A 16,454-nucleotide genomic window follows, 5' to 3' on the forward strand; every position below is an offset into this window, starting at 1 on the left:
GGGGATTTCTCCTGTTAGTGGGCGACGGCAGCAGCGCCGTGTTCGTCGATGAGTGCGCCGTTGTGGAAACGGTCGATGGAAAACGGTGCAGCCAATGGGTGCATTTCACCCTTAGCCAGGCTGGCGGCAAACACGTTGCCCGAGCCAGGAGTGGCCTTGAAGCCACCGGTGCCCCAACCGCAGTTGAAGAACATGTTCGGTACCGGGGTTTTCGAAATGATCGGGCATGCGTCCGGCGTGGTGTCGACGATGCCGCCCCACTGGCGGTTCATGCGCACCCGCGACAGCACCGGGAACATCTCGACGATGGCCTGAATGGTGTGCTCGATCACCGGGTACGAACCGCGCTGGCCGTAGCCGTTGTAGCCGTCGATACCGGCGCCGATCACCAGGTCGCCCTTGTCGGACTGGCTGATGTAACCGTGCACGGCGTTGGACATGATCACGCTGTCGATAATCGGTTTGATCGGCTCGGACACCAGCGCTTGCAGCGGGTGGGATTCGATCGGCAGACGGAAACCGGCGAGCTTGGCCATGTGCCCGGAGTTACCGGCGGTGACCACACCGACACGCTTGGCGCCGATGAAACCCTTGTTGGTTTCAACGCCGATGCACACGCCGTTTTCCTTGCGGAAACCGATCACTTCGGTCTGCTGGATCAGATCCACGCCCAAGGCGTCGGCGGCACGGGCAAAGCCCCAGGCCACGGCGTCGTGACGAGCGACGCCACCACGACGCTGAACGGTCGCGCCCATCACCGGGTAGCGAGTGTTTTTCGAGCAGTCGAGGTATGGGATCTCGTCGGCCACTTGCTTGGCATTGAGCAATTCGCCGTCGACGCCGTTGAGGCGGTTGGCGCTGACCCGACGCTCGGAATCACGGATGTCCTGCAGGGTGTGGCAAAGGTTGTAGACACCGCGCTGGGAGAACATCACGTTGTAGTTCAGATCCTGCGACAGACCTTCCCACAGTTTCATCGCGTGTTCGTACAGGTGCGCCGACTCGTCCCACAGGTAGTTCGAGCGCACGATGGTGGTGTTGCGCGCGGTGTTACCGCCGCCCAGCCAGCCCTTCTCGACCACGGCGACGTTGGTGATGCCGTGCTCTTTCGCCAGGTAGTAGGCGGTCGCCAGACCGTGCCCGCCACCGCCGACGATGACCACGTCGTAGACCTTCTTCGGCGTCGGCGTGCGCCACATGCGCTGCCAGTTCTCGTGGTGGCTGAGGGAGTGTTTGAAGAGGCCGAAGCCCGAATAGCGTTGCATAGTCATTTACTCCAAACCGCTCAGCGATAAACCGGGTAGTCGGCGCACAGTGCCGCGACGTTCTTGGCCACATTCGCTTCAACGTCGGCGTCACCGAGGTTGTCGAGGATGTCGCAGATCCAGCCGGCCAGCACTTCGCACTGGGCGACCTTGAAGCCACGCGTGGTGACGGCCGGGGTGCCGATGCGCAGGCCCGAGGTCACGAACGGCGACTGCGGGTCGTTCGGCACGGCGTTCTTGTTGACGGTGATGTGCGCACGGCCGAGGGCAGCGTCAGCATCTTTGCCGGTCAGGCCCTGACGGATCAGGCTGACCAGGAACAGGTGGTTGTCGGTGCCGCCGGACACTACATCGTAGCCACGTTTGATAAACACGCTGGCCATCGCCTTGGCGTTGTCGATCACTTGCTGCTGATAGGCCTTGAAGCCTGGCTCCAGCGCTTCCTTGAAGCACACGGCTTTACCGGCGATGACGTGCATCAGCGGGCCGCCCTGGGCACCGGGAAATACCGCGGCGTTGAGCTTCTTCTCGATCTCTTCGTTGGACTTGGCCAGGATCAGCCCGCCACGCGGACCGCGCAGGGTCTTGTGGGTGGTGGTGGTGACCACGTCGGCGTACGGCAGCGGATTCGGGTACAGGCCAGCAGCGACCAGACCGGCCACGTGAGCCATGTCGACGAACAGCAGCGCACCGACCTTGTCGGCGATCTGGCGGAAGCGCGGGAAGTCCAGGGTCTTGGAGTAGGCGGAGAACCCGGCAACGATCATCTTCGGCTTGCACTCGACGGCCAGACGCTCGACTTCGTCGTAATCGATCAGCCCGGTGTCGGTGTTGATCCCGTACTGCACCGCGTTGTAAAGCTTGCCCGAGGACGAGACTTTGGCGCCGTGGGTCAGGTGACCGCCGTGGGCCAGACTCATGCCGAGAATGGTGTCGCCCGGCTGGATCAGCGCCAGGTACACCGCGCTGTTGGCCGAGGAACCGGAGTGCGGCTGGACGTTGGCGTAATCGGCGCCGAACAGCTGCTTGGCGCGTTCGATGGCCAGCGCTTCGACTTTATCCACATGCTCGCAGCCGCCGTAATAGCGCTTGCCCGGATAACCTTCGGCGTATTTGTTGGTCAGGCCACTGCCCTGCGCTTGCATCACGCGTTTGCTGGTGTAGTTCTCCGACGCGATCAGCTCGATGTGATCTTCCTGACGTTGCTCCTCGGCATTCATTGCCGCCAGCAGTGCATCGTCGTAACCCTGGATCTGGTCTTGCTTGCTGAACATCGCGTCTCTCCCAGCGGCATCTGTGCGCCATTCGTCTCGGTAAGGCACTGGCAATGAAGGCAGTGCCCTTTGATGCCGATGGTATGACCGGCGCAGACAGCTCAAATGCCTGCGGACGCCACGCAAAGGTGCGTTTACGACATGGCCTGAAATGGTTGGTCGGACACATCATCCAAAACTGCGGAGATCCCCTGTGGGAGCGGGCTTGCTCGCGAAGAGGCCGTGTCAGTCGACATCAATACCGCCTGACACACCGCTTTCGCGAGCAAGCCCGCTCCCACAGGGGTTATGTGCAGGCCGTGCGAATGGCGAGCAGCAAGAGGAAATGCAGGGGATAGAGCGCGTACGCCCAACGGCGCATGGGCAGCGGATGGATAGATCTGAAGTGTCGCAACAAGAACAGCCCGAGCATTGGCGCAATCAGGCATGCCGCGATGCCGAACACCGCCACGTGGTTGCCAAACTCCGCCGCCTCATACAGCACCTGCCACTGATTCCCCGCCAGACATACCAACCCCGGCAGCAAGCCGAAATACCAGGGACGACGGATCACCCACAGCAGCGCCAGCGGCAGCAACACGCCAAACACGCCGAACATCAGCCATTGCGACAACAGCGCCGCCAGCAGCAAGGCACCGACGCCCAACAGTCGTGACAGCAGCGTCCGGTCCTGCCAGCCCCGCGCCACCAGCAACCCCAGCGCTAGGGTGGGCATCACGTTCAAGGTGTCGGGATCAGGAATGTACAAGCGGTAGGGAATTTCGCTGACCGCACTGAACAGCAGCAGCCAGCCCAGATAGCGCCACTCGGTCTTCTGCGCACCGGCCCTGGCAAGATTCGCCGCCATCGCCAGGCAGAACCACGGGAACGCCAGACGTCCCGGCACATACAGCCAATCGGCGCTGATCCCGACATATCGCAGGTGATCGAGCAGCATGCTCAGCAGCGCCAGCCACTTGAGCAGATCCAGCGCGCCGTCGCGTTTAGTCACGTGCATAATCGGGTAACAAACTGGTAATTTTCTGACAGCGACATCCCGTGTGCTCCCCGGAAGATCTTCGGTAAAGTGCGCATCCTCATTGACCACGAGCCTTCACAAGAGTCTCGACCACGGAAGCCGGCCATGACCGACAAGAGCCAACAATTCGCCAGCGACAACTACTCCGGTATCTGCCCTGAAGCCTGGGCCGCCATGGAACAGGCCAACCACGGCCACCAGCGCGCTTATGGCGACGATGAATGGACCGCACGCGCTTCGGACTATTTCCGCAAATTGTTCGAAACCGACTGCGAAGTGTTCTTCGCCTTCAACGGCACCGCCGCCAACTCGCTGGCGCTGTCGTCGCTGTGCCAGAGTTACCACAGCGTGATCTGCTCGGAAACCGCCCACGTCGAAACCGATGAATGCGGCGCCCCGGAATTTTTCTCCAACGGCTCGAAACTGCTGATCGCCGGCACCGAAAACGGCAAGATCACCCCGCAGTCGATCCGTGAAGTCGCGCTCAAGCGCCAGGACATCCACTACCCGAAACCGCGCGTCGTGACCCTGACTCAGGCCACTGAAGTCGGCAGCGTCTACACCCCGGAAGAAGTCCGCGCCATCAGCGCCACCTGCAAGGAACTGGGCCTGCACCTGCACATGGACGGCGCGCGTTTCTCCAACGCCTGCGCATTCCTCGGCTGCTCGCCGGCCGACCTGACCTGGAAGGCCGGCGTCGATGTGCTGTGCTTCGGCGGTACGAAAAACGGCATGGCCGTGGGTGAAGCGATCCTGTTCTTCAACCACAAACTGGCCGAAGACTTCGATTACCGCTGCAAGCAGGCCGGGCAACTGGCGTCGAAAATGCGCTTCCTCTCGGCACCGTGGGTCGGCATCCTCGAAAACGACGCCTGGCTCAAATACGCTCGCCACGCCAACCACTGCGCGCAACTGCTGGCCGAGCTGGTCAGCGACATTCCGGGCGTGGAACTGATGTTCCCGGTGCAGGCCAACGGCGTATTCCTGCAACTCTCGGAACCGGCCATCGCCGCGCTGACCGCGAAAAACTGGCGCTTCTACACCTTCATCGGCAAGGGCGGCGCACGTTTCATGTGCTCGTGGGACACCGAAGAAGAACGCGTACGCGAACTGGCCCGCGACATCCGCGAAGTGATGTCCGCCTGATTCCCCTGTAGGAGCTGCCGCAGGCTGCGATCTTTTGATTTTGATCTTAAAAACAAGATCAAAAGATCGCGGCCTGCGGCAGCTCCTACAGGGATGGCGATGACTCTTGGTCTACATTGTCTGTCGAGCCCTCCGCTCACATAACAAGAAGCAGGAGCATCGGCATGTCGCTACAAGGCAAAACCCTGTTCATCACCGGCGCCAGCCGTGGCATCGGGCGTGAGATTGCGCTGCGTGCCGCGAAAGACGGGGCCAATATCGCGATTGCGGCCAAAAGCGCCGAAGCCCATCCCAAACTGCCCGGCACCATCCACAGCGTAGCCAAGGAAGTCGAAGCCGCTGGCGGCAAGGCATTGGCCCTGCAAGTCGATGTGCGTGATGAAGACGCGGTGCGCAATGCGCTGGCCCAGGCCAACGAGCATTTCGGCGGTATCGATGCGCTGGTCAATAACGCCGGGGCGATCAAGTTGACTGGCGTGCAGCACATCGAACTCAAGCGTTTCGACCTGATGCACCAGATCAACACCCGCGCGGTACTGCTGTGCAGCCAGGCCGCCCTGCCCTATCTGAAGAAATCCGCCGGACACATTCTCAACTTGTCGCCACCGCTGAACATGGCGAACAAGTGGTTTGCCCAGTTCAGCCCCTACACCGTGACCAAATACGGCATGAGCATGCTGACGATCGGGATGAGCGAGGAGTTCGCCAGTTACGGCATCAGCGTCAATTCACTGTGGCCACAGACCATGATTGCCACCGCCGCCATCGAATTTCAGCTGGGCAACCGCGAGTCGTTCAAGCATGCGCGCACGCCGGCGATCATGGCGGATGCGGCGCATGTGATCCTGGGAAGCAGCGCACGACAGATCACTGGACGACTGCTTATCGACGAAGAAATTTTGCGTGAGCACGGCGTGACTGAGTTCAAGCATTACCGCTTCGAACCGGGGAGTGATGCGGCGTTGATGACGGATTTGTTTATCGACTGAAAAGCCCCTCACCCTAACCCTCTCCCGGAGGGAGAGGGGACTGATTGGGGGATATTTGAGAATTACCCCGACCTGAATCTGCTTTACCGAATCCATAATCGATAAGGTCTTTCAGGGTCGATGTATAGCGCCAGACACCTCGGTCGGCCCCCTCTCCCTCTGGGAGAGGGCTGGCTGGGGTGAGGGGCAAGCCGTACGCAAAATTCGCCCCAGCTCAGAATTCGATTCTGACGTCGCCCTTCGGCACGCTGCAGCACGACAAGATAAAACCTTCCGCCTCGTCGTCCTCGGTAATCCCGCCGTTGTGCTCCATCTCTACTTCGCCGCCAAGCTTCATCACCTTGCACGTGCCGCAGATACCCATGCCGCAAGCTTTCGGGATCATCAGGCCAAGCTTGGCCGCCGCCGCGTGCACGGTTTCGCCCGGTGCCACGCGAATGCTCTTGCCGGAGGCGGTGAACTCGACCTGATGCAGATCCGCCGCATCGATTTCCGGTGCATCGGCGGCCTGCTCGGCCTGTTCCACCGCATCGGCACGAGCTTCCGGTGGCGTGGCGCCGAAGGATTCCTCGTGATAACGCGACATGTCGTAACCGGCCACTTCCAGCAGGCGCTTCACCGCGTTCATGTACGGCGTCGGGCCGCAGCAGAACACTTCGCGCTCGAGGAAGTCCGGCACCATCAGTTCCAGCATCTTGTGATTGAGGTAGCCGCGATAACCGGCCCACGGCTCGCCCAGCCCGTGTTTCTCGCAGATCAGGTGCAGGCTGAAGTTGTCGATCCGCGACGCCATGTGTTCCAGCTCGCGGTGGTAAATGATGTCTTTTGGCGAGCGCGCACTGTGGATAAAGGTCATGTCGACATTGGCGTTGGTGTCGTAGAACCAGCGCGCCATCGACATGCACGGGGTGATCCCCACGCCCCCGCTGAGATACAGCACTTTCGGACTCGGGAAGTCGATGGCGTTGAACAGCCCGACCGGCCCGTGCACCGCCAGCTCCTGGCCTTCATGCAGGGTGTCGTGCAGCCAGTTGGAGACCTTGCCCCCCGGCACACGCTTGATGGTCACCGAGAAGCTGTACGGCACCGACGGCGAACTGGAAATGGTGTACGAGCGCATGATCGGCTGGCCGTCGATTTCCAGCTCCAGGGTCACGAACTGCCCGGGCTTGAAGAAGAACAGGATCGGCTGGTCGGCCATGAAACAGAAGGTGCGCACGTCCCAGGTTTCCTGGATGACTTTGACGCAACGGACGATGTGTCGGCCATTGGCCCAGGTCTGGGTGGTGACCGGATTCAGGAAGCTGTTGGACATGCTGTTCTCCACGGCCGACTGTCGGCCTTCATGTGGCGATTCTGCGTATAGCGTGAACCGTCCGTTTACCTATCCGCGACATCGGCATACTTATCGCGACCAGCCCCCAACCGCCGGGGGTTGCGCGTCGGGAACAGATTGCACCATGTCGCCCATGGATAAGGTTCCGGGCAGCGCCGGCCCCACACTCGCCCCACACCAAGACGAATTCTTTACACCTTGCGTAGCAACCCTGATCAGCCACTTTCGCGGCCACGCAGATGGCCTTGAGGAATACATCGATGGACGTCACCGCAAAAATCAGCCTGGGCGATCCGCTGGAACCCGCACGCAAGGCCACCGCACAGATGCTGCAGGAGCGCGAGCGCACTTTCTCGCTGCCGCAGCCGTTCTACAGCGACGAACGCCTGTTCGATATCGACATGCAGGAGATCTTCCAGAAAGAGTGGTTGATCGCCGGCATGACCTGCGAGATCCCGGCCAAGGGCAACTACCTGACCCTGCAGGTCGGCAAGAACCCGATCATCGTCATTCGTGGCGCCGACGGCGTGGTCCACGCGTTCCACAACGTCTGTCGCCACCGTGGCTCGCGTCTGTGCACCAGCGAAAAGGGCAAGGTTGCCAAACTGGTCTGCCACTACCACCAGTGGACCTACGAGCTGGACGGGCGCCTGCTGTTCGCCGGCACCGAGATGGGCGCCGACTTCGACATGAAGCAATACGGCCTCAAACCGGTGAACGTGAAGACTGCCGGCGGCTACATCTTCATCAGCCTGGCGGAGAATCCGCCGGCCATCGATGACTTCCTGTCGACGCTGAACCACTACATGGAACCGTACGACATGGAGAACACCAAGGTGGCGATCACCACCACCTTGATGGAAAAGGCCAACTGGAAACTGGTGCTGGAAAACAACCGCGAGTGCTACCACTGCAACGCGTCGCACCCGGAACTGCTGAAAACCCTGCTGGAATGGGACGACGTCACCGACCCGCGTGCCGATCAGGCGTTCAAGGATCACGTCGCCGCGTCTGCTGCTGCGTGGGAAGCCGAGAAGATCCCTTACGCCCACGCCAGCTTCGGCCTGCGCAACCGCATCGTGCGCATGCCGCTGCTCAAGGGCACCGTGTCGATGACCCTGGACGGCAAACAGGGCTGCGCCAAACTGATGGGCCGGATCAAGAACCCGGATCTCGGTTCGATGCGCATCCTGCACCTGCCGCACTCGTGGAACCACTGCATGGGCGACCACATCATCGTCTTCACCGTATGGCCGATCAGCGCCCAGGAAACCATGGTCACCACCAAATGGCTGGTGCACAAGGACGCGGTCGAAGGCGTGGATTACGACGTCGAGCGCATGCGCCAGGTGTGGGACGCGACCAACGATCAGGACCGGCGTCTGGCCGAAGAGAACCAGCGCGGGATCAACTCCACCGCCTATCAGCCTGGGCCGTACTCGAAGACCTATGAGTTTGGCGTGGTCAACTTCGTGGATTGGTACAGCGAGCGGATGCTCAACAACCTTGGGGCCGAGCCTGCGCCGTACCTCAAGGGCGTCCCGGTTCAGGGCTAAAAGCAAAAGCATCGCGAGCAGGCTCACTCCTACAGGGGAATGCATTCCAATTGTAGGAGTGAGCCTGCTCGCGATGACGTCATCACATTCACCGCCTCACTTGGATGACCACCTCACACTGCCATCCTCACCAATAAACTCCTCAAAAATATCCTCCCCCACCAGCCTGATTTTCGCGTAGCCATTCAACACCCGCAGCGGATACGCCGGGTCGTTGGCATCCTGCGTCTCCGACCACAATACCCGCGAATGCCCGTCCAGCTCGCTGGCGTTGCCGTATGGAATCGCCCCATGCCCGGCGCAGCGCGCATGCAAACCGCCCTGTTGTGCGTAGACGATGCCGTTGTGCAGATGTCCCCAGTACCAATAATCCGGCTCGCGCCCCAGTGCATCGCACACCGGTTGATACAGCGCGGTCTTGTTGTGCCCGGAAATGTCGAAGCCCTGGTGATGGCTGAGCACCATGATTTTTTTGCGTTTCGGCAGGCCTTTCATCCAGACGATCTGCGGCTCATTCAGCGTGCCATCCATGTACAAGTTCATCGCATCCGAGGCGTAGGCCGAATCGAGGCCGACCACCAGCCAGTCGTCGTTGATCAAGGCGAAATAACTGGTGCCCTGCTGCCCCGGAAAGCGCTTGGCCAGTTCCTTGAAATAGCCGTGGGCGCCGCTGTACATCTCGTGGTTGGAGTTGAGGGTGAACGAGCCGTGGCTGCCCATCGGCCAGCCGGCCATGTCGACGTCTTCCTGCGAATGGCTGCCGGCGTAGTAGACGTCGCCCAGATGGATGGTGAAATCCGCTTGCGCCAGCTGCATCTGGTTGGCGACTGAAACTGCCGGCGCATGACTGTCGAAGGGGCCGGTGCCCCAGTCGCCGGCAATCGCCAAAGTCACGTCGCGCTCCATCTGCACCACCGCCGGGTCAGTGCCGAAGGTCGCGTGATGGCGCAGGTTTTCAATCCACTTGAGCAATGCCTCGCTCCACAGCAGATCAAGCAATTCCCACTTGCGACAGCCGAGCAGGCTGCCGTCCTGCAACACCCGGGTTGCCAGTTGATCGGGCGATTGCGGCAACGGTGTGGCATTGCCGATACGCAGGATCGACAACCCGTGGGACAACTCCCAGGGTACGCTCGGCTCGTCGTCCGGCAACTCGCCGTTTTTCAGCACGTACTGCGCCTGATCGTGACCACGCTGCAGCAACTTGATAATGGCCTCGAACTCCTTCGGTTCAAGTTCGCTGATGAGCTTCATCCAGGCCATTTCCATGCGCGTGAACAAGCCGTGAATGCGCACTTTGACCTTGTCGTACTCGTGTTTCAGATGACCGACCGCTGACATGGCGTAATCCTCTATCCGTAAGGGCTCACAGGGTTTTCATGAATTCGATCAGCGCACGCTTGTCGGTGTCCGAAAGCTGCGTGCCATACAAGTGACCGGTGTTGTGGTTGCCCTCCAGCCGCGTGTCGTATTTGAAATCCGCCGAGGCTTTGGCCTGAGCGCCCGTGGTGACGAAACCGACGTTGACCGGGTCGTAGACGTCGGAGCCGGTGATGAACACCACCGGACGTTTTTCCGGCGGTTGCAGCAGATCCCACAGGGTCGGCACCGAACCGTTGTGCAGGTAAGGCGCGCGCAGCCAGATACCGTCAGTCGGCGTGTTGCTGTAGCTCTGGGTCTTGCGATACGCGCCGAAGTCGAACGGCGGTTTCTTGAAGGTATGGAACGCCGTCACCAGACCGGTGGTGAACGAATCGAGCCGATGTGGATCGGTGCCGAGCTGGTCGATGTTGGTGGTCACTTGCCCGGTGTCGGCGCGTCCGAAGTCGTGGCACGCGGCGCAATTTGCATCCCAGATCGGCTTGCCTTGCGCGACTTTCGCCTGATCCAGCGCCCACGGCCACGCCGGCGCCTTGTGCCCGAGCAGCCAGTTGGTCACTCGGTTGAAGCTCGGCGGCAGCACCGACTCCGGCGTTGCGCCCACGGCCATCGCGGCGGCGTAGTTGCGCTCGTGGATCTTGTTGTTATTGCCGTCCCAGTGCAGGTACATCGATTCCCGCGGCTTCTGGTTCCACACTTGCGGCAGATCGACGGTGCCGATGGTCGAGTCATCCGGGAAGCCGAACACCACCATTTTCGTCGGGTTGAAGGTGTCGGTGCGGCCCGGGCCCTGTTGCGGCCGCAGCTTCTGCCAGGCGTAGGCCTGTTTCTGCTTGAGCAAAGCGCTCTTCGCCATCGGAATAATCAGATAGCGGTTTTAGAGCTTCTCGAAAAAGCCCAGCTGGAATTTGCCGTTGATCGCCGCCATCACCGCGTCGGTGGTGAATTTCGGGTCGCTGGCGCAATCGTAGGCGAACCACTGGAAGGCCTGCAGTTGCAGGGTGTTGGCCGGCGCGCTCGGCACGTTGACCGCAACGTCGCTGGCATTGGCCCGGTAGGAGCCGGTGTGACACAGCGCGCAGTTCGGTTCCACGGTCGGGTAACCGATCTGCCGCTTGGCCATGCCGATCGGCAGGTCCTTGCCGTTTTCATAGAGAAAGCCGAAGACTTCCCAGTCGCCGGGTTTGGGCAGTTTTTCCGGGCACATCTGCGGCAGCACGGCGAACAGGTAATACGGGATCCGCGCTTCGATACCGAGGCCGATGGCGGCGTATTTGTAGTGGTCTTCGTCGGAGGCGTATTCCTGCTCCGGCACCACCCGCAGCATCTGGTACCAGGTCTGGTAACCGATGAAACCGAGCAGCGCCACCACGATCAAGGTGCCGACCTTGAAGGCATGGCTCTGCCATTGCCGCGCCCAGGCCGCGCGCCACTCGCGACAGCCATCGCAGAGCAGCGCCCATGGCCGGTTCGCGGGCGTGGTGCCGAGGTACAGCAGAATACCGAGGATCAGGAAGAAGCTCAGATCGCCCATCAGCATCGGCACGAACACCGAACCCTGAATGCTCGTATTGATCAGGTAAATCCAGAACACCACGGCGATCAGCCGCGTCAGCACGCACAGCCAGGAATGCACCACATAGCGCGGCGCATTGAAGCCCGACGGCATGTAAAACACGCTGATGCCCACCAGCAGCATCCCGGCGTTTTCCAGCCACGGGTCGGAGAGTTGCGGCGGCAGACCGACCACCGATGTCAGCAACCCCGGCGCGAACAGCGCCGGGATCGCGAACACCATGTTCATCGCAATGCCGATCCAGATGAAGCGTTGAAACCAGCGGATGTAGCTGTCCATATCATCCATTTCCTTCTGACCACCAACCAGCGATGTCCCCTGTGGTGAGGGGATTTATCCCCGATGGGTCGCGAAGCGGCCCCAAACCCTGCCGGCGCGGTCTGTCAGGATGATCGCGCACTCAGGTTTTACGACTGCTGCGCAGCCGATCGGGGATAAATCCCCTCGCCACAGAGAATCTCCTCAACACAGAAATCAGTAATCGATCTCAGCCGAGGGCCGTTTTCTCCAGGTGCTCAAGGATGAGCGGATACACATCCACCACCGCGTTCTTGCCGAACATGCAGTCGATGTGGCCGTAACCCGGCACTACGTGCCGGCTGTAGCGCTCCGGCCCGTGGACTTCGCAGACTCGCTGGTAGGTCTTGAGCGTGCTTTCCGGCAGATAGCACTGGTTCTCCGCGCCGCTGATAAAGCAGATCGGCATCGTCAGCCGCTGGAAGTGCGGCATGTACACATCGTTGCCTTTGAAATCCACCAGATGCCCTTTGCGCACGATCAGCGCCAGGTGCTCGAAGGTCTCGATGTTCGACTCGCCGAACAGCTCGTGCAGGTTGTCGTGCAGGGTTTCGTTGAGGGTGTCGTGGCGATACAGCGAGGCGTACATGAAAGTGATGCGGTGGCACACCGGGTTGGTGCAATAGCCCTGCGCCTCGATCCGCGCGTAGCCGTTGAGGGCCTTGTCGTAGAGGCGGTTGAACCAGTTCTCCTTGCTGTCGGCGTAAGCGGTCATCGATTTGATGCCGATCGCATCGAGCATTCCCGGCAAGTGCAGACCAGCCTTCAATCCGGTGGCTGTGGCGACCACGGTGTCAGCGGCAATCTGCGAGCAGACCACCGAACGCACCCCTTGCAGCCCCGCCAGCAACGACATGAAGAATGTCGTCGCGCCGTAGCAATGCACCACGCACTGCACGTCTTTGGCCTGCGTCTCCTGCTGAATTTGCGCAATGGCAGCCTTGAAGTCGTAGTGGGCGATCTGGTCGCCATTCCACTCTTTTCTTGCTCGCCGGCAGCAGAATGCTCACCCGGAAATCCAGCAGCCACACGTCATAGTCGTGCTTGCACAGGTACTCCAGCAGGTTGGTCTGGATGGTGTCGGTGGAAAAGATATTCGAGCCGACGCCCAGGCCGTGCACCAGCATCACCGGGCCTTTGCTGCCGGCCTGGTATCGGGTCAGGCGCAATTCGACGCCGTCCTCGGTGGGGAAGAAATGCACCGCCGGGATCGGCGCGTCCAGCGGCCGTTTCAGGCGTGGCGGCGCGTCGGGGTTGAAGTATTTGTCACCGGCGAAGACCCCGCCGTAACTCTCCCAGAGAATTCCGGCGAAGAACTTGCCGAAGCGCGCCAGGCCTTCGATGCGCTCGCGCTCGTTGCGCGCGTTGAGCACTTTCATGGTGGTCATCTGCTTGGCGAAATCGATCGGATGAATGTGCATCACTCCGGAGCCGATCACCTCGCCCGACTTGTCCGGCCCGCGATACAGCGTCACGTACAGGGTGCTGGTGTCGTGCCAGATGTTGAGCACGCCGTTGTCTTCCGGCACGGTTTTGAAGGCGCTGAAGAAATAGTCGTTGCCGTCCTCGGCGGTCAGTTTCATGTCGTATTTCATGTGCCGTGTGTCGACCTGCTGCTCGAATTGTTCGAACAGATTGAACACGCCGTTGCTGGCGGTCAGCGGTTGCGGCGACAGCGCCGGGGCATTGACCGTACCGACAATGGTCGCGGCGTGCTCCGGTTCCTTGATCATCCGGTTGAGGTCGTTGGCGGTGATGGTCAGGGTGAAGTCGATTGGCGAGTTGTCCGCCTCGCCGCGTTTGGCCGCCGCTTCGTAGACTTTCAGATCGGTGCTTTGCGCGGCGGTGAAGGCGCGGGAGAAATAGCCTTTCATGGTTTCGGTGAACTGCACGCCGAGGGTCGGCGGCGCTACCTGTTTGCGCGGTGCCGACGGCAGCGTGTAGTCGATCTTCCAGCCACGGTCGGCGGCCAGCAGGCCCATGTTGCGTTCACTCACAGCGGAGATGGTCAGCAGCGGATTGACCGCCAGCGAGGTCGGAATCACCGCGCCATCGGTCACGTAGAGGCTGGCGTAGACATCAGTGCCGTTGGCGCCGCTGAACACCTGGCCCTTGTGATTGACCACGCCTTGCGCGGCGTCCTCGCCCATCACGCAACCGCCCAGCGGATGCACCGAGACGATGCTGTGCTTGAGCAGTTGGGTCCAGATCGGATTCTCGACCCAGACCCCGCCCAGTGCCTTGGTACTCTGGTACAAACGTTCGTTGCCAAGCTTGAAGTTTTCCTGCTCGCCGACACCCGGCCAGTCGATGCGCAACTGGTCCTTGTTGTCGAGAATCATCCGGCCCTGGCCGCTGTCGTGGCTCATGATCAGGTAGGTCTGCATATTGTGCAGCGCGCCGTAATAGGGGCCGCGCAGGAAGCTTTCGGCCTCGCGCTCCTTGTAGCCGAGCTTGCCGCTGAAACTGTCGTCGGTGGCCACGCCGATCATCTCGGCAAACCCGGCCATTGCCGGCACCATCGGCCGGCCGAGGGCGCCGGGGATCGAGCCTTCCTCGATGACCATGCGGCTGCGCCAGTCACCTTCGGTGCGCATGTCGATGATCGAGGTGATGCACGGGCCGACCGGGTGCAGTTCCTTGGCCGAATGCGCACCGAAACCGATGCCGTTGATGGTCTGCTCGCAGTTGTGGCCGAAACCGAGGATGTCGCCGTTACCGCTCATGTTCTCGCCGAGCTGACCGGACATCACCAGACCCTTGTCCCGCGAACGCAGCAGAATTTCGGTAGAGCCGAGGGTGCCGGCGGAGACCACGACGATATCGGCCTTCACGAACAGCGTCGGCGCGTCGAATTTCTCGCGCCCGCTGTCGAGGTACTGGAAGTGCACGATCCAGCCATCGCCGTCGCGCTCCAGATGCCGCACCTCAGCCTGGCAGAAAATCTCCGCGCCATGGTTCCAGGCATCCGGCAGATAGTTCATCAGCGTGGTGTTCTTGGCCTTGTTGTTACAGCCCGAGACGCAGTCGCCGCACTGGTTGCACGGCAGTTGCTCGACGCCGACGTGGTTGAGGTTGTTCGGCAGTTTGTCGAAGGTCACGTTGATCGGTGGCTTGTAGAAATGCGCGCCTTGCTTGAGGTAGTCCGCAGACTTTTTGTTGGCGTCGAGCTTGGGCAGGTTCGGCGCGTTGTTCGGGTACGGATTGGGCTTGAGCATTTCCCGGGCGCGGGCGTAACCGTCCTTGAGCAGCGTATCGCGATGATCGCGTACCGCCTGCGGCCAGCGTGGATCCTCGAACACCCCGGGTTCCGGCTCCAGGGCAACGTTGGCGTTGATCAGCGATGTACCGCCGAGGCCGCAGCCGACCACCACGTTCTGCTGGGCGTTGACGTGCAGATCGAACAGCCCGGTGCGCGAGCCAATGTGGCCGTCCGGGTCATGCACCTGCAACTCTTCGGTCGCGGCGATCATGGTGTTGGGGTATTCACCGGGCTGGATTTCCCGCCCGCGTTCGAGCAGGCACACCTGCTTACCGGCCCGGGACAGGCGCGACGCAGCAATGCCGCCGCCATAACCGGAGCCGATGACGATCACGTCGTAGTGTTCCTTGATCTCGCTGATGGGCGTTGCGATGCGTGTCATGAGGGTGTTCCTCTCTCAGGCAGATGGGGCAACTCTGCGGTTGCCTGCAATCAATGGGCGAACGGGCACCTGGCCTCCGGGTCGAGCCCGGCGACAGCACAGCGGTTAAAGCAGGAGGTCGCTACAGACGAGCGCGTTGATTGGCCGCACGACGTAACGTGCGCTTGCGTGGCGAGGGGGGATGGCGGTGTGGGCGGCTATCCATCATGCGTTCTCCCAGAACCTGATGTGGATAAGTGACGGCTGTCCTTGTGCCATTGCAGTGAAGACAGCGCAGGAATCGAAGTCAAGGCAACGCTTTAGAACTGTATGAAATCTGATCAATTGCGGTTTGGACTATACCGGGCGGGCCTTGCAGGGTTTGGCAAACAAGTTATCCACATAACCGCCCACAGCAATTGGGGGTAACTGTGGATGACTGGAAAAATAACTCGCTGATTTGTGAAGAAAAAATCGTGACTTATCCAAAATTATGGTTTGCCAGACACATTGGCTATTTTTTGATCAAGTCTTTGTAAGCCACGGTTTTCATGGCTTGTAGAGGATGGCGAACACGTTATCCACAGAAGCACCAACAGAGTTCGGGGGTAACTTTGTGGCTGCTGTGGAAAAGTGCTGAGGACTGTGGGAAATCGGGCGTAGCGCAGGGATTATCAGCCTGAAACGCTTCATCGATCATTTATTGATCAAATCCCTGCAAGCCACGTTTTATATACCTTGCAGCGAACAGCGAACATCTTGTCCACAGAAGCGCCAACAGAGATTGGGGGCAACTCTTGAAGTTATTCAGGAGAAAAAGCCCGGTAAAACCGTGACTTAGGCTGGTTGTTTTTTGAGCTGGGGCCTGGAGGGCTTGATTGGCGTGGGGTGCGGGCAAAGGCAAACACGTTATCCACAGATCCGCCAACAGGGATTGTGGGTAAACACTACCCCTCACCCCAGCCCTCTCCCAAAGGAAGAGGGAGCCGACCGC

Annotated in this window: 8 protein-coding genes and 2 pseudogenes; 3 read left to right on the forward strand and 7 right to left on the reverse strand. The window is 60.6% G+C overall.

The window, feature by feature from the left end; all coding sequences use genetic code 11:
• Positions 1 to 14: 14 nt before the first annotated feature.
• From E3Z29_RS29055 to E3Z29_RS29070, 3 genes are all read right to left on the reverse strand, one after another.
• Entirely contained in the window at positions 15 to 1,265 is a 1,251-nt protein-coding gene (locus E3Z29_RS29055) for a sarcosine oxidase subunit beta (protein WP_003206307.1), read from the reverse strand.
• A gap of 20 nt (positions 1,266 to 1,285) precedes the next feature.
• Complete coding sequence (gene glyA, locus E3Z29_RS29060) at positions 1,286 to 2,539, reverse strand: serine hydroxymethyltransferase (RefSeq protein WP_027610662.1); 1,254 nt, start codon at positions 2,537 to 2,539, stop codon at positions 1,286 to 1,288.
• 286 nt (positions 2,540 to 2,825) lie between these two features.
• The gene (locus E3Z29_RS29070; RefSeq protein WP_134787506.1) at positions 2,826 to 3,536 is read right to left on the reverse strand and encodes a TraX family protein; all 711 of its coding nucleotides are present in this window, start codon (positions 3,534 to 3,536) and stop codon (positions 2,826 to 2,828) included.
• A gap of 126 nt (positions 3,537 to 3,662) precedes the next feature.
• On the opposite strand from E3Z29_RS29070, the gene E3Z29_RS29075 reads away from it, so the two are divergent.
• A complete protein-coding gene (locus E3Z29_RS29075) occupies positions 3,663 to 4,703 on the forward strand; it encodes a low specificity L-threonine aldolase (RefSeq protein WP_003228968.1) in 1,041 nt (346 codons plus the stop codon).
• A gap of 164 nt (positions 4,704 to 4,867) precedes the next feature.
• Positions 4,868 to 5,692 (forward strand): NAD(P)-dependent oxidoreductase, encoded by an 825-nt coding sequence (locus tag E3Z29_RS29080; protein WP_134787507.1) that lies wholly within the window; start codon positions 4,868 to 4,870, stop codon positions 5,690 to 5,692.
• 214 nt (positions 5,693 to 5,906) lie between these two features.
• Here the strand turns inward: E3Z29_RS29080 and gbcB are convergent, their stop codons facing one another.
• Complete coding sequence (gene gbcB, locus E3Z29_RS29085) at positions 5,907 to 7,007, reverse strand: glycine-betaine demethylase subunit GbcB (protein WP_095187122.1); 1,101 nt, start codon at positions 7,005 to 7,007, stop codon at positions 5,907 to 5,909.
• Positions 7,008 to 7,288: 281 nt separating this feature from the next.
• Here gbcB and gbcA point away from each other — a divergent pair, with 281 nt between their 5' ends.
• A complete protein-coding gene (gbcA, locus tag E3Z29_RS29095; RefSeq protein ID WP_027610658.1) occupies positions 7,289 to 8,584 on the forward strand; it encodes a glycine-betaine demethylase subunit GbcA in 1,296 nt (431 codons plus the stop codon).
• Positions 8,585 to 8,680: 96 nt separating this feature from the next.
• Here the strand turns inward: gbcA and E3Z29_RS29100 are convergent, their stop codons facing one another.
• The 3 genes and pseudogenes from E3Z29_RS29100 to E3Z29_RS29110 all read right to left on the reverse strand — a co-directional run bounded on the left by E3Z29_RS29100 (position 8,681) and on the right by E3Z29_RS29110 (position 15,481).
• Positions 8,681 to 9,925 carry a metallophosphoesterase gene (locus tag E3Z29_RS29100; RefSeq protein WP_134787508.1) on the reverse strand — a complete coding sequence of 415 codons (1,245 nt, stop codon included), beginning with the start codon at positions 9,923 to 9,925 and terminating at the stop codon, positions 8,681 to 8,683.
• Between the two features lie 25 nt (positions 9,926 to 9,950).
• Positions 9,951 to 11,819: pseudogene (locus E3Z29_RS29105) on the reverse strand (hypothetical protein).
• A gap of 208 nt (positions 11,820 to 12,027) precedes the next feature.
• Positions 12,028 to 15,481 (reverse strand): annotated as a pseudogene (locus E3Z29_RS29110) (GMC oxidoreductase).
• Between the last annotated feature and the right edge of the window lie 973 nt (positions 15,482 to 16,454).

Origin of the sequence: Pseudomonas sp. S150 (assembly GCF_004526365.1) — a bacterium.
Classification (GTDB): domain Bacteria; phylum Pseudomonadota; class Gammaproteobacteria; order Pseudomonadales; family Pseudomonadaceae; genus Aquipseudomonas; species Aquipseudomonas putida_A.